At 68.0% G+C, this 18635-nt stretch carries 14 protein-coding genes and 1 pseudogene; 11 read left to right on the top strand and 4 right to left on the bottom strand.

Annotated elements, in window-relative coordinates; genetic code table 11:
• The first annotated feature begins 8 nt into the window (after positions 1 to 8).
• The 5 genes from AB0M24_RS45520 to AB0M24_RS45500 are packed head-to-tail and all read left to right on the top strand — an operon-like array spanning position 9 to position 6801.
• Positions 9 to 1412: a glycoside hydrolase family 28 protein gene (locus AB0M24_RS45520; protein WP_363781039.1), complete on the top strand. Its 1404-nt coding sequence runs from the start codon at positions 9 to 11 to the stop codon at positions 1410 to 1412.
• Positions 1409 to 3784, top strand: coding sequence for a TIM-barrel domain-containing protein (locus AB0M24_RS45515; protein ID WP_363781037.1), 2376 nt, complete (start codon positions 1409 to 1411; stop codon positions 3782 to 3784). Before AB0M24_RS45520 ends, AB0M24_RS45515 begins: the two co-directional genes overlap by 4 nt.
• A gap of 46 nt (positions 3785 to 3830) precedes the next feature.
• Complete coding sequence (locus AB0M24_RS45510; protein ID WP_363781035.1) at positions 3831 to 4910, top strand: TetR/AcrR family transcriptional regulator; 1080 nt, start codon at positions 3831 to 3833, stop codon at positions 4908 to 4910.
• The gene (locus AB0M24_RS45505; protein WP_363781033.1) at positions 4907 to 5509 is read left to right on the top strand and encodes a transcriptional regulator; all 603 of its coding nucleotides are present in this window, start codon (positions 4907 to 4909) and stop codon (positions 5507 to 5509) included. Before AB0M24_RS45510 ends, AB0M24_RS45505 begins: the two co-directional genes overlap by 4 nt.
• Positions 5506 to 6801 (top strand): PEP/pyruvate-binding domain-containing protein, encoded by a 1296-nt coding sequence (locus AB0M24_RS45500; RefSeq protein ID WP_363781031.1) that lies wholly within the window; start codon positions 5506 to 5508, stop codon positions 6799 to 6801. The genes AB0M24_RS45505 and AB0M24_RS45500 overlap by 4 nt, the downstream gene beginning before the upstream one ends.
• On the opposite strand, the gene AB0M24_RS45495 is transcribed toward AB0M24_RS45500, so the two are convergent.
• A complete protein-coding gene (locus tag AB0M24_RS45495) occupies positions 6798 to 7355 on the bottom strand; it encodes a histidine phosphatase family protein (protein ID WP_363781029.1) in 558 nt (185 codons plus the stop codon). The two genes, AB0M24_RS45500 and AB0M24_RS45495, sit on opposite strands and share 4 nt — an antisense overlap.
• A gap of 110 nt (positions 7356 to 7465) precedes the next feature.
• Between AB0M24_RS45495 and AB0M24_RS45490 the strand changes: the two genes are divergently transcribed.
• On the top strand, positions 7466 to 8275 hold the full coding sequence (locus AB0M24_RS45490; RefSeq protein WP_363781027.1) for an intradiol ring-cleavage dioxygenase: 810 nt from the start codon (positions 7466 to 7468) through the stop codon (positions 8273 to 8275).
• Here AB0M24_RS45490 and AB0M24_RS45485 read toward each other — a convergent pair.
• Positions 8272 to 10350 carry a peroxidase family protein gene (locus AB0M24_RS45485; RefSeq protein ID WP_363781025.1) on the bottom strand — a complete coding sequence of 693 codons (2079 nt, stop codon included), beginning with the start codon at positions 10348 to 10350 and terminating at the stop codon, positions 8272 to 8274. The genes AB0M24_RS45490 and AB0M24_RS45485 overlap by 4 nt on opposite strands.
• A 95-nt stretch (positions 10351 to 10445) precedes the next feature.
• Positions 10446 to 11837: a PucR family transcriptional regulator gene (locus tag AB0M24_RS45480; protein WP_363781023.1), complete on the bottom strand. Its 1392-nt coding sequence runs from the start codon at positions 11835 to 11837 to the stop codon at positions 10446 to 10448.
• Positions 11838 to 11918: 81 nt separating this feature from the next.
• On the opposite strand from AB0M24_RS45480, the gene gabT reads away from it, so the two are divergent.
• Together gabT and AB0M24_RS45470 are read left to right on the top strand one after the other, a co-directional pair.
• The gene (gene gabT / locus AB0M24_RS45475; protein WP_363781021.1) at positions 11919 to 13217 is read left to right on the top strand and encodes a 4-aminobutyrate--2-oxoglutarate transaminase; all 1299 of its coding nucleotides are present in this window, start codon (positions 11919 to 11921) and stop codon (positions 13215 to 13217) included.
• Between the two features lie 20 nt (positions 13218 to 13237).
• Positions 13238 to 14524, top strand: a pseudogene (locus tag AB0M24_RS45470) (aldehyde dehydrogenase family protein); the annotation flags it as partial.
• On the opposite strand, the gene AB0M24_RS45465 reads toward AB0M24_RS45470, so the two are convergent.
• Entirely contained in the window at positions 14521 to 15180 is a 660-nt protein-coding gene (locus AB0M24_RS45465; protein ID WP_363781019.1) for a trypsin-like serine protease, read from the bottom strand. The pseudogene AB0M24_RS45470 and the gene AB0M24_RS45465 sit on opposite strands and share 4 nt — an antisense overlap.
• Positions 15181 to 15320: 140 nt before the next feature.
• On the opposite strand from AB0M24_RS45465, the gene AB0M24_RS45460 reads away from it, so the two are divergent.
• The 3 genes from AB0M24_RS45460 (at position 15321) to AB0M24_RS45450 (ending at position 18394) form a co-directional block, all read left to right on the top strand.
• Positions 15321 to 16283, top strand: coding sequence for a LacI family DNA-binding transcriptional regulator (locus AB0M24_RS45460; RefSeq protein WP_363781017.1), 963 nt, complete (start codon positions 15321 to 15323; stop codon positions 16281 to 16283).
• A gap of 92 nt (positions 16284 to 16375) precedes the next feature.
• Positions 16376 to 17494 carry a glycoside hydrolase family 88 protein gene (locus tag AB0M24_RS45455; protein WP_363781087.1) on the top strand — a complete coding sequence of 373 codons (1119 nt, stop codon included), beginning with the start codon at positions 16376 to 16378 and terminating at the stop codon, positions 17492 to 17494.
• Positions 17495 to 17863: 369 nt separating this feature from the next.
• Positions 17864 to 18394: a CAP family protein gene (locus AB0M24_RS45450; RefSeq protein WP_363781015.1), complete on the top strand. Its 531-nt coding sequence runs from the start codon at positions 17864 to 17866 to the stop codon at positions 18392 to 18394.
• The last annotated feature ends 241 nt before the right edge of the window (positions 18395 to 18635 follow it).

The raw sequence follows: 18635 nt of genomic DNA, 5'->3' as shown, positions 1-18635 counted from the left end.
GAAGCCCTGTGTCCTTGTCACGTCGTGATTTCGCGCGTGTGTCCGGCCTGACGGCCGCTGGTCTCCTGCTGCCTGCAGGCGTTGCGGCTGCCGACCCCTCCACCTCCTCTTGGGGGTTCGGCAAAGACCCGTGGCGGGAAGTGCCGCTGATCCTGGCGCGCATCTGCCCTCCACGCTTCCGCAGGAAGGACTACGACGTCACCGCGTACGGCGCGAAGGGTGACGGCCTCACGAAGAACACCGAGGCGTTCTACCGCGCGATCACGGCGTGCCACCGAGCCGGTGGGGGACGTGTGGTCGTGCCCGCGGGCACGTTCCTCACCGGCGGCATCAGGCTTCTGTCCAATGTGGAGCTCCACGTCAGCGAGGGCGCCACGATCAAGTTCTCCACGGATCCCAACGACTACCTGCCGCTCGTGCTCACCCGCTGGGAGGGCACGCTCTGCTACAACTACCAGCCGTTCATCTACGCGTTCGAGCAGAAGAACATCGCCATCACCGGTCGCGGCACCATCGACGGCGACGCCCCGAGCGGCAAGTGGGCGAGCTGGGGCGCCGGCAACACCGCGCTGCTGCGGCAGTGGGGCGAGGAGGGCAAGCCGGTCGAGGAGCGGATCATGGGTGTCGGCATGAACATGCGGCCGAACATGATCCAGTTCTTCCGCTGTCGCAACCTGCTCGTCGAGGACGTGCTGATCAAGAACCCCGCGATGTGGTCGTTGCACTTCGTGTTCTCGCAGAACATCACCGTGCGCCGGATCGAGATCTACTCGACGAACTCGCAGGGTGACGGCGTCGACCTCGACTCGTCGTCCTACGCGCACGTGCACGACTCGAAGTTCAACACCAACGACGACTGCGTCGTGGTGAAGTGCGGACGGGATGCCGACGGACGGCGGGTCGGCATCCCGTCCACCCACATCGTGGTGGAGCGCTGCAAGTTCTCCGGCCGCTGGGGCGGGATCACGATCGGCAGCGAGATGTCCGGTGGCGTGTCCAAGGTGTTCTGCCGCGACTGCGAGATCAACGCTGCGGACTTCCCCGGCCGTTACCCGATCAAGCACGCGCTCTACATCAAGACCAACCAGGACCGCGGCGGCGTGATCGACGGCGTGCACCTGCGCAACGTCTTCGGGCAGAACGTCGAGCGCGAGATCCTGTTCGTGTCGATGTTCTACCAGAACGGCGGCACCAAGGGCTTCTTCCCGCAGATCAACAACCTGACGATCGACCGCATGAAGATCAACGGTGGTCGGATCGCGGCGACGTTCCGCGGTTTCCCGCAGCAGCACATCAAGAACGTGCTGATCTCCAACTCGACGTTCACCGGCATCACCGAGCCGAACCTGATCGAGAACACCGACAACCTGGTGTTCCGCAACACCACGATCAACGGGGTGGTGCCGGCGTGAGAGTCCTGCTGGCACTGCTGCTGGTCGCTGCCGGGCTGTCCGCTGGATCGCCGGTCGCCCTCGCTCGTTCCGGACTGTCGTGGAAGGCCACCAACTCCCCGTTCGCTCTGGACTTCCAGGACGGGAGGCGGGCGCTGACCGGTCAGCGCGAGACGTTCTACCGGCTCGCCGACGGCACGCAGCACTCGTTGACGAAGGTCGTTGCGCAGAAACGGGTTCCGGACGGTGTGCGGTACGTCGTGGCGACCACGGAGGCGTCCAGGACCGCCTCCGTGGTCGTAACCCGCACTCCTCGAGGTCTGCGGGTGGGCTGGACCTTGGAGCCTTCTACTGGTGTGGCTCAGGTTTCCGCGAACCTCACCGGATCGTTGGAGGAGCACTTCCTCGGCGGCGGCGCGCACACGATGTTCGTTGACCTGCAACGACGTGTGCTGCTCAACAAGGCCGTGTTCGTCGGTGCGTCGACGTTCGGCAAGTGCAACAAGAACGGCGCGCCTTCGACGTTCTTCATCTCCAATGCTGGTTACGGCGTCTATGCCGATACGAAGGCGATCGGGCGGACTGCGTTCCCCGGTGCTGTGGCCGACGACCACTGCGCGGACAAGCCCGCACCCTGTCCGGTGACCTTCGGTGTGCCGGACCGGATTCAGCTGTGCTTCAAGACTTCCCGGCTGGACTACGAGGTCTACGCGGGCTCCCCTTCGCAGGTCAACACGTCGTACTTCAAGCGCGTGGGCATGCCGACCCTGCCCCCTGCGCGGCAGTTCGCGTTGACGAAGTGGCGGGACAAGTACAACCACTCCGACGAGGTCGTCGAGGACGTCACGCAGTTCCAGGCGCGTGCGGTCCCTCTGTCGACTCTGTGGGTCGACAACCCCTGGGAGCAGGGACCTGTTGGCGCACGGCCTACTTACGCGTGCATCGGCGCGTTGAAGTTCGACAAGACGATGTACCCGGACGCGCAGGGCACGATCGACTGGATGCGGTCTCGTGGCGTGAACATGGGCGTGTGGGTGGCGCCGTTCCTCAACAAGACCTCTGACGGCAAGGAATGCCCGCACGACTACCCGGCCGGCTCGTTCGCGCAGTCCGACCGCACCAACGTGTGGGACATCGACCTCACGAACCCGGTCGCGCGCGCTCACTACGAGGCACGTTTGGAAGCCGTGTTCCGGATGGGCGTGAACTTCGTCAAGGGCGACCGCGGCGAGGAGCACAACTTCGAGGAGACGACGTTCGCCGGCGGGCCTGGCACGTTGATCCACAACCAGTACCCGTTGCTGTACGCCGAGTCCGTGGTGAAGATGCTGCGGAAGGTGCACGGCGACTCCTTCACGACGTTGTTCCGCGCTGGTGGCGACGGGATGCCGGCGATCCTGAACGGGTTCTGGCAGGCCGACGCGGACATGAGCTTCGACGGTCTGCGTTTGTCGACCCGACGCGGCATCAACTCGTGGATCTCCGGCCACCCCGTGCAGGGCTCGGACACCGGCGGCTACCGGAACCTGGGCGGCGGCCCGTCGGAGTCGCTGTTCGTGCGGTGGTCGCAGATGTCCGCGGTGTCACCGGTGTTCCAGGTCGGCAGCTCGGGCCGCAACTCGACGCCGTGGGTGTACGACGCGGCGACGTTCGACCGGTTCCGCCGCGCCGCCGTCCTGCACTACGAGCTGTTCCCCTACCTGTACGCGCAGGCCGTTCGCGCCTCACGGGACGGCACCCCGATCACGCAGCCGATGGCGTTCCAGTACCCCGCTTCGGCCGAGGCGTGGAAGGCCGACCAGCAGTTCATGGTCGGACCGGATCTGCTGGCCGCTCCGGTGACCGCTGACCGTGCCGAGGCCGATGGCGCGGCCGGGAAACCGACGCCGGTCGACGTGTGGCTGCCATCCGGTGAGTGGATCGACCTGTTCTCCGGTGAGCGCGTGACCGGCGGGCGGACCGTGACGCGCGAGGCGGGTCTGGACGAGTTCCCGCTCTACCTGCGGGCGTCGTCGGCCATGCCGTTCAACTTCCGCACGCCGGACATCTGGTCCAAGCCGTGGGACGTCAACGACCTGGACCGGAAGGACCGCGCCGGCTGGCTCGTGTCGCCAGGGGCGGATGGCAGGTTCGGTGGGCTGCAGGTCCGCTCGTTCGGCAAGCACGTGCTGGTCACGCTGCGGGGCGCCCCCGCGGAGTCGCAGCTGATGGTGCCGGCCGGAGTGAAACGCGTGGTGATCGACGGGAAGGTCCTGAACGCCTCGACCGTCGAGGAGCTGCGCGGGAAGACGACGGGTTGGGCGTCCGTCTCCTCAACGCCCGGCACGTTCGGCGGCACGGTGCTGAAGCTCCTACCCCGACATGGCTCCAGCACCGTGCTGCTCACCTTGTAACGCCAAATGTTCTGAACATCTGGATTGTGCGAGTATCCTGATGTTCATGGTTCGACTTACTCGGGCGCAGCAGCAAGAACGCACGCGCGCCGCCGTGCTCGCAGCCGCGAAGGCGGAGTTCACCGAGCACGGTTACGCGCTGGCGAAGGTCGACCGCATCGCCGAACGGGCCGAGCTGACCCGTGGCGCGGTGTACTCGAACTTCCCCGGCAAGCGCGCGCTCTACCTGGCCGTGCTGATCGAAGTAGCGGGAGGCGTTGCCAGCGAGCCGGTGACGCCTCCCGAGTCGGTGCACGACGCGCTGGAGAACTTCGCCAGGGCCTGGCTCGAACGGCTGCCACTGGGCGGCACGGCGTGGGGCGGGCGCCTGCAGCTGCGCTCGCTCGACGGCGTTCTCGACGACGAACACGCACGGGAGGTGCTGGCACAGGCCGCCCGGCTGGAAGCCCTGCTGCTCGCCATCGCGCTGGAAGCGGGCGAACCGGGCCGCCGGGTGCGGCTGGCCGAACTCGCGCTCATCCTGCTGGACGGCGCGACCCACCGGGCCGAGACCGCGCCGGGATTCGGTGACCCCTTCGACCTGACGCACGCGTGCCGGCACCTCGCCGACATCGAGCTCAAGGACAGTTGGGCGCCACCGCACCTGCCGTTCGTCACCCCGGCGAAGCCCTACGCGGACACCTGGGACGCGCCGGGCGGACTCGTCGACCAGATCAGCGGCAAGGAGGCCGACCTCGCTTCGGACGGCCTGATCACGGTGCTGGGAGCCGGTCGGCTGGGCGCGGCGGAAGAAGCCGTGCGCTCCGGCGAGCCGGTCACGATCGTGGTCGTCACCGGAGACCCCGCGGAAACCGGCAGTCTCGTGCGGCTCAGGGTCGTCGACCTCCTCGGCTGCCTGCGACGGGTGTTCGCACCCGAGGTCTGGCACCAAGTCCAGCTGGTCCTCGACGACGACGCGCTGGTGGCGTCGGCACTCGGGCTCACGGATCCCGGTGACGAGACCGAGGCCGCGGTGCGCGTCGAGGACGGCGTGATCGTGGCGAGGTCCAGCGGACGCGGTGCCGGCCACGCGGTGTCGGTCGCCCAGAAGACCACGCAGAAGACCACGCGGAAGGCCACGCCGTGAGCGGGCCGGATCTGCTGGTGCTGCACGCTTTGCGCTGCGTCGGCACCGCCGGGCTCACCAGGCTGGCGGCGACGACGGGACTCGGGGAGCCGGACGTCGAGTCCGAACTGATCGACCTCGCCGTCGCCGGCCTCGTCACGCGCGACGCCGAGTTCGGGGTGTGGAGCCTGACCGGACCAGGCCGCGCGGCAGGCGTCAAGAGGATCACCGACGAGCTGGACTCGGCCGCGGCTCGTCCCGCCGTCATCGCCGCGTTCGACGGCTTTCTCGTGCTCAACCCGGAACTGCTCGACCTGTGCACGGCGTGGCAGATCCGGTCCGTCGACGGGGTCACGATCGCCAACGACCACGGCGACCCGTCCTACGACACCCGCGTCCTCGACCGGTTCGCGGACTTCCACGGCCGTGCCACCGTCGTGTGCACCGACCTGTCCGCGGCGTTGCCCCGGTTCGGCCGCTACCGGATCCGGCTGGCCGAAGCCCTCGAGCGCACCAGGGCCGGGGACCTGGCGGAGCTGGCCGACAGCACCTCGTCCTATCACGTGGTGTGGGCCGAACTGCACGAAGATCTGCTCGTGACCCTGGGGATTCCCCGATGAGGTGGATGCGGCAGCTCTCCGCCGAGGTCGAGGAGACGGCGGAAGTGGTGGGAGGCAAGGCTCACGGCCTCGTGGTCCTGCACCGGCTCGGCCTGCCGGTGCCCGCCGCGTTCGTCGTCACCACGGAGGCCTGTCGCGCGTTCCTCCGCGACGGACGTCTCCCGGACGGGCTCGAAGACGAGCTCGCGGCGGCCATCACGGGCTTCGACGTGGTGTCCGTCCGGTCCGGGGCCGCTGTGTCGATGCCGGGCATGATGAACACGATCCTCGACGTGAAGCTCACGTCCGCGGACGTTGCCAGGTCGGCCGTGGAGAGCGTGTTCTCGTCGTGGAAGGCACCACGCGCGCGAACCTACCGAGAACTGCACGACATCCCGCACGACCTCGGTACGGCCGTCATCGTGCAGAAGATGGTGTTCGGAGACCACGACGAGCACAGCGGCACCGGCGTCGCGTTCAGCCGCGACCCCAACACCGGCGCGCACGTCCCGTTCGGCGATGTCCTCTTCGGACACCGGGGTGAGGACGTCGTGTCCGGCAGGTCGCAGCCCTTCCCCCTGCGCGCTCTGGCCGACCGGGAGCCGCTGGTGTGGACCGGTCTGCTCGACGCCTTGAGCCGAGCCGAGGCGCACTACCGCGACGCGTGCCACGTCGAGTTCACCTACCAGTCCGGCGAGTTGTGGCTGCTGCAGGTCCGGCCGGGCGGGTTCACCGGGGCCGCGGCCGTCCGCGTGGCCACCGAACTCGCCGAGGAAGGCGTGATCGATCAGCGGGAGGCGTTGCTCAGGGTGTCGCCACACCACCTCCAGCACGTCCGCACGCCCCGGATCGCACCGGAAGCGACCGTGGCGTTCCGGGGACTGGGTGCCTGTCCGGGGGTGGCGACCGGCCGGGTGGCGATCACGGCGGACGCGGCGGTGCGCATGGCCGCGGACGGCCCGGTCGTGCTGGTGCGCCCGGAAACGTCGCCGCACGACATGCGCGGCCTGGCCGCCGCCACCGGCATCGTCACCGCACGCGGCGGACCGGCCAGCCACGCCGCGGTCGTCGCCAGGGCGATGGGAAAGCCCGCCGTCGTGGGAGTCGGCGAGCTCGTGCTGAGCGAAGGCACCCTCGTCACGATCGACGGCACCAGCGGCGAGGTCGTCCTCGGCGAGCCTCGCGTCGTGATGAGCACGGCGGAGGCGCACCTGCACCGGTTGCTGCACTGGGCTGACGAGGTGTCGGGCGACCATTCGGAACGCGATGAGGTGCACCGCCTGCGCGCCGCCCACGCGGTGCTGCGGCGCTAGGGCCGCAGTTCCGCTGGAAGGTGGCCCATGTCGTTGTACGACAACAACGTTGCCGATCCAGCCCGGTACTCGATCATCGTGAGCGCGGTGTTGCCGCAGCTCAGCCCGAGCCATCGCTCCGGCGGCGCGCCCAGGGCGTCCCGCACCAGCCAGGCCACCGAATAGGCATGCGTGACGAGCACCTCGTGGGTCTCGGTTTCGGCGGGTCTCGCGAAACGGTCGATCAGGGCTTCGGCGACGCGTGCTCCCGCGGCTGCCTCTGCCGCGTCGTACCCGTCGAAGAAACCCGCCCACGCCGGCGGAATCCGCTCCGGCACGTGCGGCACGTGGTCGACCAGCTCGGCCGCCTCCCCCACGACGGCACCCGGCAGCCGGCCGCTGATGATCTGCGCGGACCGCACCGCTCTGGCCAGCGGCGAATGCCACACGGCCGCGATCGGCAGACCGGCCAGGCGCTGCCCGAGCAGTTCGGACTGCCGCCGTCCGACGTCGGTGAGCTCACCGAACGCGTCCGCGGCACCGTGCCGGACCACGTACAAACGCCGAGTCGCCATGGCCTCAAGATACGCAGAACATCCAGATGTTCACAACATCTGTGTTACGCCTACCCTCTTGACAGCCGCTCCACAGGCAGCTCACAGAAACCGGCCGCAGTCTTAGCCGCATGACGGACAACCACGACCGCGGCCTCCAGTTCGACCTCGCCACGCTCTTCGGGCGCCGGCGGGCGTTGTCGCTGCTCGGCGGCGCAGGCCTCACGCTCGTGGCCTGCGCCCCGTCGACGACCACCACCTCCTCCGGCTCGACCACCACTTCCACCACCAGCGGTTCTTCGGCGGCCGACGGCAGCCCGCTGGAAGCGATTCCCGAGGAGACCGCCGGCCCGTACCCCGGCGACGGCTCCAACGGCCCGAACGCCCTCACCCAGAGCGGCATCGTGCGTTCGGACATCCGCTCCAGCTTCGGTTCCGCGTCCGCGAAGGCCGAGGGCGTGGACCTGACGATCGAGCTCACCGTCCAGCACGAGGACGGCAAGCCCTATGCCGGTGCCGCCGTCTACCTGTGGCACTGCGACATCAACGGCGACTACTCGATGTACTCGAACCGCGTGAAGAACGAGAACTTCCTGCGCGGCGTCCAGGAAGCGGACTCCAGCGGCAAGCTCAAGTTCGTCAGCGTCTTCCCCGGCGCGTACTCGGGACGCTGGCCGCACATCCACTTCGAGGTCTACCCCAGCCTGAGCGAAGCCACCAAGGCGGGCAACAAGATCACGACCTCGCAGCTCGCGTTGCCCGAGGCGACCTGCAAGGAGGTCTACGGCACGACCGGGTACACGACGAGCGTCCAGAACATGTCGCGGACCTCCCTCAAGCAGGACATGGTGTTCCGGGACGGCGTCGACCACCAGATGGCGACGATGTCGGGGAACACCACATCCGGTTACACCGCCTCTCTCACCTTCGCGGTGGACTAGAACACGCGACGCCACAAAGCGGGCGTCACCGGTGGCGTCCAGTCCAGTTGCGACCGGTGCGCCTGACGGCAGACGTACGTGGTGCCGCGGTAGACGATCACGTCGTCGACCGCGTACGGCGTGGCGTTGGCCCACGACGGCAGGATCGGGATCTCCGAGAGGAACACGTCGTCCTCCACCTCGGCGTTGGTGTTCATCTCGATGATCTCGCCCAGCGTGCGCCGGTACGTGATGCCGTAACGGTTCTGGATGTCGGCGAGCACGGGATCGTTGGCGTAGAAGAACCTGTCGCCGTCCCGCAGGTTCTCGAACTGCTTCTTCCAGATGGCCTCCTGCAGCTCACCGAGCTCGTGGCCGGCGCGGTGCGGTTCGGCGGACATGCCGACGAACGCGTCGAGCCGGTTCACGTCGCTGTACATCGCGCGGAGCCTGGTCGCGTCGGACGTCCTGCGGGTGCCCGTCACGCCCATGCCGTCGGCCGCGGCGGGCACGTCGAGCGGCACGATGTTGCCCGCGCCGTCCCGCAACCGGACGAAGTCGATGATGTCCGGGTCGTTGATCGGGTCGTTCGGGTTGATCTGCGGGTCGCTCGGCCACGAACTGCTGGCCTCGCCGGTGACCGACGCGAAACTGGTCTTGGCCGACAACCCGTACGCGCGGCGCAGGTCGTTGTACAGCGGCAGCCCGTGGTCGCGGCCGCGGGCGATGTCGATCGCGGCGAGGTCCGTGACGCCCCGGAAGCACTGCGGCAGCTCCGGGCCGTCGAGGCAGCCGGGGTTGCCCGGCACCGGGATCTGGAACAGCACGCTGCGCAGCTGGTTGTCGATCTGCGCGTCGTTGCGGTACTCGGGCTCGGCGCCGATGCCCTTGAGCACCGGTCCGAGACCGATGCCCGTGAGCAGGTCGGGGTTGAAGAAGGCGACGTTCAGCGGCACGACGAGCACGACCTCGCTGTCCTCGTGCTCGACCTCGATGCCTTGCGCTTCAAAGGCTTCCAGCTGCTCCTCGGTGTAGGTGCCCTCGGGGGCGATCGGTTCGAGCTCACCGTGGATGAAGCTGTGCGCCCGATAGCCGACGACCGCGAACTCGTTGGACAGGCTGGCGTTCACTGCCGGGTTGTAGCCGCGGTAGGGGGGCAGCTGCACGCCCATGGCTGGCAGGAACTCGGTGTAGGTGATCCACTGCTGCTCGGCGCCGACCACGCGCCGGGCGATGTCGAACGCGGCCTGCGGGGACAGGGTTCTGGGCAGGGAGTTGACGATCCTGTTGTGCTCCAACGCGAACAGCGTGTGCGTTGCGGTGAGGGCCATGTTCTCGTTGGCCCGCACGTCTCCGGCGACCATCGCTTTGCCGGGCGTGCCCTGGAGACGTCCGTCCGCGGCCATGACCGGGGCCTTGGTCGCGTCGCCACGGGAGTCTCTCCGCGGCAGCATTCCCTTGTCCAGCAACAGCCGTGCGCCGTTGTTGGCGAGGTTGCCGTCGACCGTGCCCTCGCGCATCCACTCCAGTCTCGTCGCGTCCGGGCCGTAGACGCTGGAGCCGTCGATGTAGCTGTCGACGGTGTTGATCTGCTGCCTGACGGTGGTCGTTCCGGTACCGGGAGCCGCCGGGGTGCGCAGGAACCCGATGGAGCCGAGGTCGTTGCGGAACCCTTCGAGCGGATCGTTGCGGTCGAACGGAATCGGCGCGTTCTCCCCGCCCGCTTCCTGGCGCAGGCCGAACGTGTGGTCCATGAACTGGCCCCACACGAAGCCCCACTGCGACACCCCGCGCTCGGAGAACAGGTTCTGCGCGACGTCGTTGTAGAGGCGGTTGCTGACGTAACGGGCACTCGGCCCGCTGATCGGCCGGGCGATGCCGTCGGCGTAGCGCGCCGGAGCGACGCGCAGGTACTCGGTGTTGGTCTTGCCCCACTCGGGATGGGCCAAGTTGTTGCAGCTTCCGTCGAGCGTGCGCACGGTGAGATCGGTGCACGCCAGGACTTCGGGCGAGGCGGCGGAGGTACCGGCGGAACCGGTCAGAACCAGCGCGGCACTGGCGGCGAATGGAAGCCATGCGCCGGTGAGTCTTGCCATGAGGTTATGCCTTCTTTCATTCCCCTTCTGTTGGCACGGCAGCGGTTTCCGCAGGTTACGCGCGTGCGGCGGAGGGGAATAAGGACGCGAACCCCTTAAGTCCTCGCCAGCGCGAACCACAGCTCGGCACGCAGTCCCGGCGAGTCCAGTGACCGGTTGAGGGCCTGTTCTGCTTTGCGCACACGGTTTTTGAGCGTGTGCCGGTGGACGCCCAACTGGTGCGCGGCCGGGTCCCAGGCGCCGTGGTGGGACAGCCAGACCTTCAGGGTTTCGCGCGTCTCCTGGTCCAACGGCCTCAGCAGCGCGTCGGCGAACCCGTCCGGCAGCTTGATCCCGGCGAAGTCCTCGAACCTCCTGATGCCCGCGTCGCGCGCTTGCTTGGCCTCCCGGTAACCCCGTGCGACTTCGGTGACGTCCACTTCGGACGAAGCAAAGCCCTCGAACTCCTCAGCCAGAACGACTGTGTCTCCGCTGTGTTCGGCCCAGAACACGTCCTGCTCCGGCGGTTCGTCGACGAGGAACACCCGGAACTTGGCGGGCAAGCTCTCGACGGGAAGTCCGGCGAGCATCAGCCGGAACTGGCCGGACCTCAGCTCGCGCTGGGCGGCATCAACCGCGTCGTTCTGGGCGAGCGCCAGGGTCAGCAGCGAGGCCGCGGCGTTGACGATGGCGAGGTCGGCCGAGTCGAGCGGATCAGGGGTGCCGACTGCCAGCACTCCCCTGGCCCGACTGCCGAGCGCCTGCAGGAACACGTGCCAGCCACCGGTCTCGAACGCGGCACTGGCCAGACCTCCCGCGGTCCTCAACCGCGCCACTTCTGCGGTGAGATCGGGAACCGGCCCCGAGCCGCGCGGCGAGCCAGTGCCCGGACCCAAGTCGCGCGGCGAGCCAGTGCCCGGACCCAAGTCGCGCGGCGAGCCAGTGCCCGGACCCGAGTCGCGCGGTCGGCCCATCCCCGGCACCAGGCGCGGATTGTGGACGTGGACCGGATCCCCCGCCGCGTCCAGCAGCACCACCCAGCCGTTGATCCACTGCCCGAGCCGCCGCACCACCCCCGCCACTCCCGCCCTGACCGCCGCCCTGGTGAGCGCCCGCTGAGCCTCGCTGGTCTGGGTCAGCGCGGCGTACTCGTCGGCGGCGACAGCCTTGGACACCGCCTTGCTGATCGCGATGAACGGCACCTCCCGCGGCACCTCGACGAGCCCGAGCCCGGCCTCCTCCGCCGCCGCCACGAGCTCCGGCGGCACCACGTCGTGCCCCAGGCCCGTGCCAAACCCCAGCCCGACCACACCTGCCCTGACCAGGCGTTCGACGTAGTCGTCGCGGAAAGGCCCCAACCCCGTGGTCAGCAGCAGCTCGCCACCCTCCAGGAACGGCGTCGGGTCCGCTAGCTCCGTCCCGTGCACCCACCCGACCGGCCTCGACACGTCCCCCGCGAGCACCGGCAGCCGCAAAGTCTCGGCGAGTTCCTGCAGCGTGATGGGCATGTGCCACTTTGTACAACCACCAGCACCAACATCGCCATTTCTGACACTGCGCAGGCCGTTGACCAGGGCCATGCTGAGCACATGACCCGACTGCGCACCGCGATCCCCGGTCCCAAATCGCTGGAACTCCAGGCGCGGCGAAAAGCAGCCGTCGCCCTGGGAGTCGGCAGCACCCTGCCCGTCTACATCGAGTCGGCCGACGACGGTCTGCTCGTCGACGTCGACGGCAACCAGCTCATCGACCTCGGCTCCGGCATCGCGGTCACGAACGTCGGCAACCCCGCGCCCGCGGTCGCCGAGGCCGTGCACGCGCAGATCGACAGGTTCAGCCACACCTGCTTCATGATCACCCCGTACGAGGGCTACCTCGAGGTGTGCGAGGAGCTCAACGCGCTCACGCCCGGCGACCACGAGAAGCGGTCGGTGCTGTTCAACTCCGGCGCCGAGGCCGTCGAGAACGCGGTGAAGATCGCCCGGCACGTCACCGGCAGGCAGGCCGTCGTGGTGTTCGACCACGGCTACCACGGCCGCACGAACCTCACCATGGCGTTGACCGCCAAGAACATGCCGTACAAGCACAAGTTCGGGCCGTTCGCGCCCGAGGTGTACCGGGTGCCGGCGTCCTACCCGCTGCACGACGGCCTGACCGGTGCCGAGGCCGCGGCAAAAGCCATCGCGGCCATCGAGAAGCAGGTCGGCGCGGACAACACCGCCGCCGTCGTGATCGAGCCGATCCAGGGCGAGGGCGGGTTCATCGCGCCGGCGCAGGGCTTCCTGCCCGCCGTCGCCGAGTGGTGTCGCGCGAACGGCGTGCTGTTCGTCGCCGACGAGATCCAGACCGGCTTCTGCCGCACGGGCGAGTGGTTCGCGTCCGACCACGAGAACGTCGTTCCGGACCTGATCACCACGGCCAAGGGCATCGCGGGCGGCCTGCCGCTGGCCGCCGTCACCGGTCGCGCCGAGATCATGGACGCCGTGCACGTCGGCGGGTTGGGCGGCACCTACGGCGGTAACCCGGTGGCGTGTGCTGCCGCGTTGGGCGCCATCCGCACGATGCGCGAGCGCGACCTGAACGCTCAGGCCCGCCGCATCGAGGAGACCGTCGTGTCCCGCTTGAAGGCCGTCGCCGAGAAGACCGACATCATCGCGGACATCCGCGGCCGGGGCGCGATGCTCGCCATCGAGTTCACCGAACGCACGCCCGCAGTCGCCGCCCGCGTCGCCAAGGCGTGCCACGACCAGGGTGTCGTCGTGCTGACGTGCGGCACATACGGCAACGTGATCCGTCTGCTGCCCCCGCTGGTCATCCCGGACGACCTGCTCGCCGAAGGCTTGGACGTGCTCGAAACGGCACTGCTCGAAGGAGCCCCACTCGCATGATTCCCTTCCACACGCCAGAAGACGTCGAAACCGCCGTCGCCAAGGCCGCCGCTGCCGCCCCTGAGCTCGCCGCCCTGCCCGCCCACCGCCGTGCCGCCGCGCTGGACCACGTGTCGCGCCGCCTGGCCGAGCGCGCCGAGGAGTTCGCGCAGGCCATCAACGACGACTCGGGCAAGCCGCTGAAGTGGGCGCGCATCGAGGTGACCCGCGCGATCTCCACGTTCCGCTGGGCCTCCGAGGAAGCCCGCCGCTTCTCCGGCGAACTCCAGCGCCTCGACACCGACCCGTCCGCCGAGGGCCGCCTCGCCCTGGTCCGCCGGGTGCCGCGCGGACCGGTGCTGGGCATCGCGCCGTTCAACTTCCCGCTGAACCTGGTGGCGCACAAGGTCGCACCGGCTCTCGCGGTCGGCGCGCCGATCGTGCTGAAGCCCGCGCCCGCCACGCCGAAGGTCGCGTTCCTGCTCGGCGACCTGCTCGCCGAGACCGATCTGCCCGAGGGCGCCTTCTCGATCCTGCACCTGTCCAATGAGGACACTGCGGCACTCGTCGAGGACCCGCGCCTGCCGGTGGTCTCGTTCACCGGCTCCGGCCCGGTCGGCTGGGGCATCAAGGAACGCGTGCCGCGCAAGCACGTCACCCTGGAGCTCGGCGGCAACGCGGCCGCGATCGTCGCCCCCGACTGGCAGGACGTCGAGTTCGCCGCCCAGCGCATCGCCACGTTCGCCATGTACCAGGCGGGCCAGTCGTGCATCTCGGTGCAACGCGTCTACGTGCACACCGACGTGTACGACGCGGTCTCGGAAGCCGTTGTGCAGCACGTGAACAAGCTCGACGTGGCCGGCGAAGTCGGCCCGTTGATCAGCGACGCCGCCGCCGAACGCGTCGAGGCGTGGGTCCAGGAAGCGTCCGCGACCGTCCTGACCGGCGGCACTCGCGACGGCCGCACCTACGCGCCCACCGTGCTCACGGACGTGCCGGAGGACGCGAAGGTGAGCGCCGAGGAGGTGTTCGGCCCGGTCGTGACGCTGACCCGAGTCGACTCCGTGGAGGAGGCTTTCGACCACGTGAACGCGTCGAAGTACGGTCTCCAAGCGGGCCTGTTCACGAACGACGTGCGGCTCGCTTTCCGTGCCGCGCAACGACTCCAGGTCGGCGGTGTGATCATCGGCGACGTGCCGAGCTACCGCGCGGACCAGATGCCGTACGGCGGCGTGAAGGAGTCCGGCATCGGCCGCGAGGGACTCCGCGCGGCCATGGACGACCTCACGGAGCCCCGCGTGCTCGTGCTGACGGGCCTGGAGCTCTAAACGCCTGCCACGGAACGGATCCAGCCGCGATGTGCCGCCACGCTCGCGTACTGGGTGAACTCGTAGTCGCCAGTCGAGCACACGCCGACCTGGATGCCGTCGGAGTTGAGTTGAGGACCGCCGGAGTCACCGTACCCGGCGGTCCCGGTCTCCCACCTGGTCTCGACCGCCACGCCGCCGTACGCGTCCCGCGCCGTGCCGACCACCTTGACGGCCGCCCGTTTCAGGAGCGGCGAGATGGAGTCGCAACACTCGTAGTCCGTTGTGCCCCAACCGTAGATGTGGTGAACCTCCCCGACCCGGGGCGCACGATCGGCCAGCCGCACGTACTCGGTGTCCACTTCGGACTCCAGCCGCAGCAGCATCATGTCGCCCGCCGGGTTGTCGACCCTCTCGACGATCGCGCGTTCCTCGCCCTGGCCGAGCCTGATGTTCCCGACCCGCACGCTGTCGCCGCCGCAGTGCTTCGCGCTCAGCACCCACTCCGGCGCGATGATCGACGCGGTGCAGCCGAACGAACCACCGTTGTGCAGCTGAACCGCCCACGGCGCGCTGCCGACGAACTCGCCCTCGACGATGTTCGGCCGCACGTCAGCCTGTGCCGTCGTGCCGGCCAGCGTCAGCAGAACCGCCGCAGCAATAGCTCTGATCCTCATCGCTACCCCTTCGATCTTCCCTGTGGCGGCGGGGTTTCCGAGACTTCCACGGATCGTTGACTGACGGCTTGATCGGATTTTCGGGCACCCATACATCCGATGAATGGGTCGATTCTGATCGTGACTGCCATGATTCACGAGTGGCAGTCACGATCAGGGATGTCGCTCGCCAAGCTCAGGTCTCCGTTTCGACGGTCTCGCGCGCACTAAGCGCCCCCGGACTGGTCAAGGAAGCCACCCGCCAACGCGTTCTGGACGTGGTCGCCGGACTCGGCTACCAGCCCAACCGCGCGGCGCGAAGCCTGATCACGGGCCGCACCGGCAACCTCGGCATCGTGGTGCCGGACCTGGAGAACCCGTTCTTCCCCTCGATCCTGCGCGGCGTGCAGACCCGCGCGGGCGAGGCGGGCACCTCGGTCTTCTTCTGCGACAGCAGGGAGGATCCCGAGACCGAGGCCGAACTGGTGCGGACACTGTCGGCGCAGGTCGACGGCGTGGTGCTGTGCGCGTCGCTGCTGTCCGACGAGCAGATCACCGACCTGTCCGACCTCACCCCGCTGGTGCTGATCAACCGCATCGTGCCGGGCGTCTCGTCGGTGCTGATGGACAGCGCCGACGGCATGAACCAGGTCGTCGCCCACCTGGAGTCGTTGGGCCACAAGGATTACGTCTACCTCGGCGGCCCCGCGGCGGCGTGGTCGAACAGCCGCAGGATGCAGGGCCTGGCGGGCCGCGCGCGGTTGCTCGGCTCGTTCGACCCGAACTTCGGCGGCGGGTACGCGGCCGCGCAACAGGCGCTCGAGACCGGCGCGACGGCGTTCATCGCCTACAACGACCTGATGGCGCTGGGCGTGCTCAGCTACCTGGCCGAGCACGACGTCCAGGTGCCGCAGCAGATCAGCGTGACGGGCTTCGACGACATCCTCTACGCCGCGATGTGCTCGCCGGCGCTCACGACGATCGCGATGCCGACGGAAGAAGCGGGCAAGGTCGCCGTCGATCTCCTCGCGGAACGCCTCGACGGCGCCGAACCAGAGCTCCGCGAACTCCCGACAAAGCTCGTGATCCGCTCAAGCACGCGCAAACATCCGATGTTAGCTTGACACCCGGAACAACGACCGGGAATGCTTCACCACGCCTCCGCCGCCATGGGCACTAGGAGGAGCACGTAGTGAGGACAGCACGTTTCCTCGGCATTCTCGCCGTATCGCTGGCACTGATCGCCCCAGCGAACGCCACCGCCGCCGCACCCCCGTCGGACTGGTCGAAAGCCGTGGTCGACTCGACCATGAAGCGCTTCACCCCCGACAAGCTCGGCGGCTGGGGCTACACGCGCGGCCTGTACCTGTACGGCCAGTACCTCGTCTACAAGCGCACCGGCGACAAGAAGTACCTCGACTACATCAAGGCCTGGGTCGACCGCTTCGTGAAGTCCGACGGCAGCGTCGACAACAGCTTCACCAACCTCGACGCCATGCGCTCGGCCACGCTCTTCATCGTCCTGCACCAGGAAACGGGCCAGGCGAAGTACAAGAAGGCAGCCGACAAGGTCCGCGCCCGCTTCACCTCGTACCCGCGCACGTCCGACGGCGGCATGTACCACGCCACCAGCAAGGTCGGCCAACTCTGGGCGGACGGCGTCTACATGGCCCAGCCGTTCATCGCCATGTACGCCAAGGCCTACAACCAGCCCTACGGCTACGACGAAGCCGTCCGCAACATGAAGGCCTACTTCGCCCACCTGAAATCCGACGACGGCCTGCTCTGGCACGCCTACGACGCCGACGGCTCCGAGCCGTGGGCCAAGAACCCGGGCAAGCACTCGGCGGAACACTGGGCACGCGCCATCGGCTGGTTCGGCATGACCGCCATCGACCTGCTGGACATCCTGCCCAGCGACCACCCCGGCCGCACCGACCTCATCAACATCGTCAAGCACCTGGCCGTGGGCTACACGCGCTACCAGGACGCGGCGACGGGCCGCTGGTGCCAGATCGTCGACAAGTGCTCGAACTCCAAGAACTGGACCGAAACCTCAGCCTCGTCGATGTACACGTTCATGCTCTCGCGCGGCGTGGAGCGCGGCTACATCGACGCGTCCTACAAGTCCGTCGCGGCAAAGGGCTACCAGGGCGTCCTCGCCAAGGCGTCGGTCGGCTCAGACGGCCTGACCAACATCAAGGACATCAGCGAAGGCACCAACGTAGGCGACGCCGACTACTACTACGCCCGCCCGCGAAACACGAACGACTTCCACGGCTTGGGCGCATTCCTAATCATGAACGAACAACTAGCACGCACTACCAACCAGTAACTCCACAGGCCGCGAGGGAGTCTCTTCTCCACGACTCCCTCGCGCACGGCCGATGGCGCTCCTAGTCGTACCCACGAATGTGACCGTCCTCGTCCGCAAGAATCTCGTGGCGCTCCATGTCGATCTCCTCCCGTCGTGGCTGACATCACAAAGTTAGACCCCCAACGCCGTCCTGTGGAGTGAATTTGCACCGCAACCGGGGTATCAAGCACTAACCCAAGGGGGTCGTAGGGGTGACCCCCACCACTCCCACCCCATGTGGCATGCGTCACACCCTCAGGCGACCCCACGGCTACACAGAGCCAATCAAGACAGCAATCTTGACCCAACGGGTTGCCCAAAGTCCCCCATCCGGGGGACAAAACCACCATGCGAACGCTGCTAACCGTAATCGCCGTAGCAACATCCCTCTTGCTCCCGGCAACCCCTGCATCGGCCGCCGACCCAGTGGCCAAGACGGTAGAACTCCTCAACGCCTACCGCGCAAAGCACGGCGCCGCGCCTCTCTCCCTCGATTCCGAAGTGTCTCATTCAGCCCAGGAATGGGCAGATCACCTCCACGAAACCGACGGTTTCGAACACCGCCCCAACAACCCCTACGGCGAGAACCTCTACTGGTCCAGCACCAGCACCCGCGCAATCGACACCGTAGCCACAAAAGCACTGGACACCTGGTACGCCGAATCCCGACGCTACGACTACACCGAGATGACCGAGTCCAACATCGACTACAACGTCCTGCACTTCACAGCAATGGTCTGGCAGTCCTCGACACGCGTAGGCGTGGGCCTCAAGCAGGGCACCAACGGCACCTACGTAGTCCTGAACTTCGCAGACCGAGGCAACACCCTCAACCACTTCAAGACAAACGTCCGCCCCCCAGTCACCACCGCAAGGTGACCACCCGCGAGGCCGAAGGCGAGCTGCCCTGGCGACGCCGAAGGCGAGCTGCAGTGGCGATGGCGAAGCCGAGCTGCCTGAAACCGTGCGCCTCCGGTGGCCCCCGTCACGAGTCGTGGCTGAACGTTTGCCGCGCCAGAGGGGAGGGGTCAAGTCGACACGCTTTTCGTCGACTTGACCCCTCCCCTCTGGTGTGGCTCGCTCGGACACGACTCGTGACGGGGCCCGCCGGACCGCACCA

Origin of the sequence: Lentzea sp. NPDC051838 (assembly GCF_040681245.1) — a bacterium.
Lineage (GTDB): Bacteria > Actinomycetota > Actinomycetes > Mycobacteriales > Pseudonocardiaceae > Lentzea.
Note: the sequence above shows the minus strand (reverse complement) of the source record. Positions and strands in the feature narration are given on the sequence as shown.

Coding starts and splice junctions, on each gene's coding strand:
- AB0M24_RS45490 (WP_363781027.1), top strand. CDS start 7,466: ATGACGGACAACCACGACCGCGGCCTCCAGTTCGACCTCGCCACGCTC.
- AB0M24_RS45510 (WP_363781035.1), top strand. CDS start 3,831: ATGGTTCGACTTACTCGGGCGCAGCAGCAAGAACGCACGCGCGCCGCC.
- AB0M24_RS45465 (WP_363781019.1), bottom strand. CDS start 15,180: ATGAGGATCAGAGCTATTGCTGCGGCGGTTCTGCTGACGCTGGCCGGC.
- AB0M24_RS45495 (WP_363781029.1), bottom strand. CDS start 7,355: ATGGCGACTCGGCGTTTGTACGTGGTCCGGCACGGTGCCGCGGACGCG.
- AB0M24_RS45485 (WP_363781025.1), bottom strand. CDS start 10,350: ATGGCAAGACTCACCGGCGCATGGCTTCCATTCGCCGCCAGTGCCGCG.
- AB0M24_RS45480 (WP_363781023.1), bottom strand. CDS start 11,837: ATGCCCATCACGCTGCAGGAACTCGCCGAGACTTTGCGGCTGCCGGTG.
- gabT (WP_363781021.1), top strand. CDS start 11,919: ATGACCCGACTGCGCACCGCGATCCCCGGTCCCAAATCGCTGGAACTC.
- AB0M24_RS45450 (WP_363781015.1), top strand. CDS start 17,864: ATGCGAACGCTGCTAACCGTAATCGCCGTAGCAACATCCCTCTTGCTC.
- AB0M24_RS45500 (WP_363781031.1), top strand. CDS start 5,506: ATGAGGTGGATGCGGCAGCTCTCCGCCGAGGTCGAGGAGACGGCGGAA.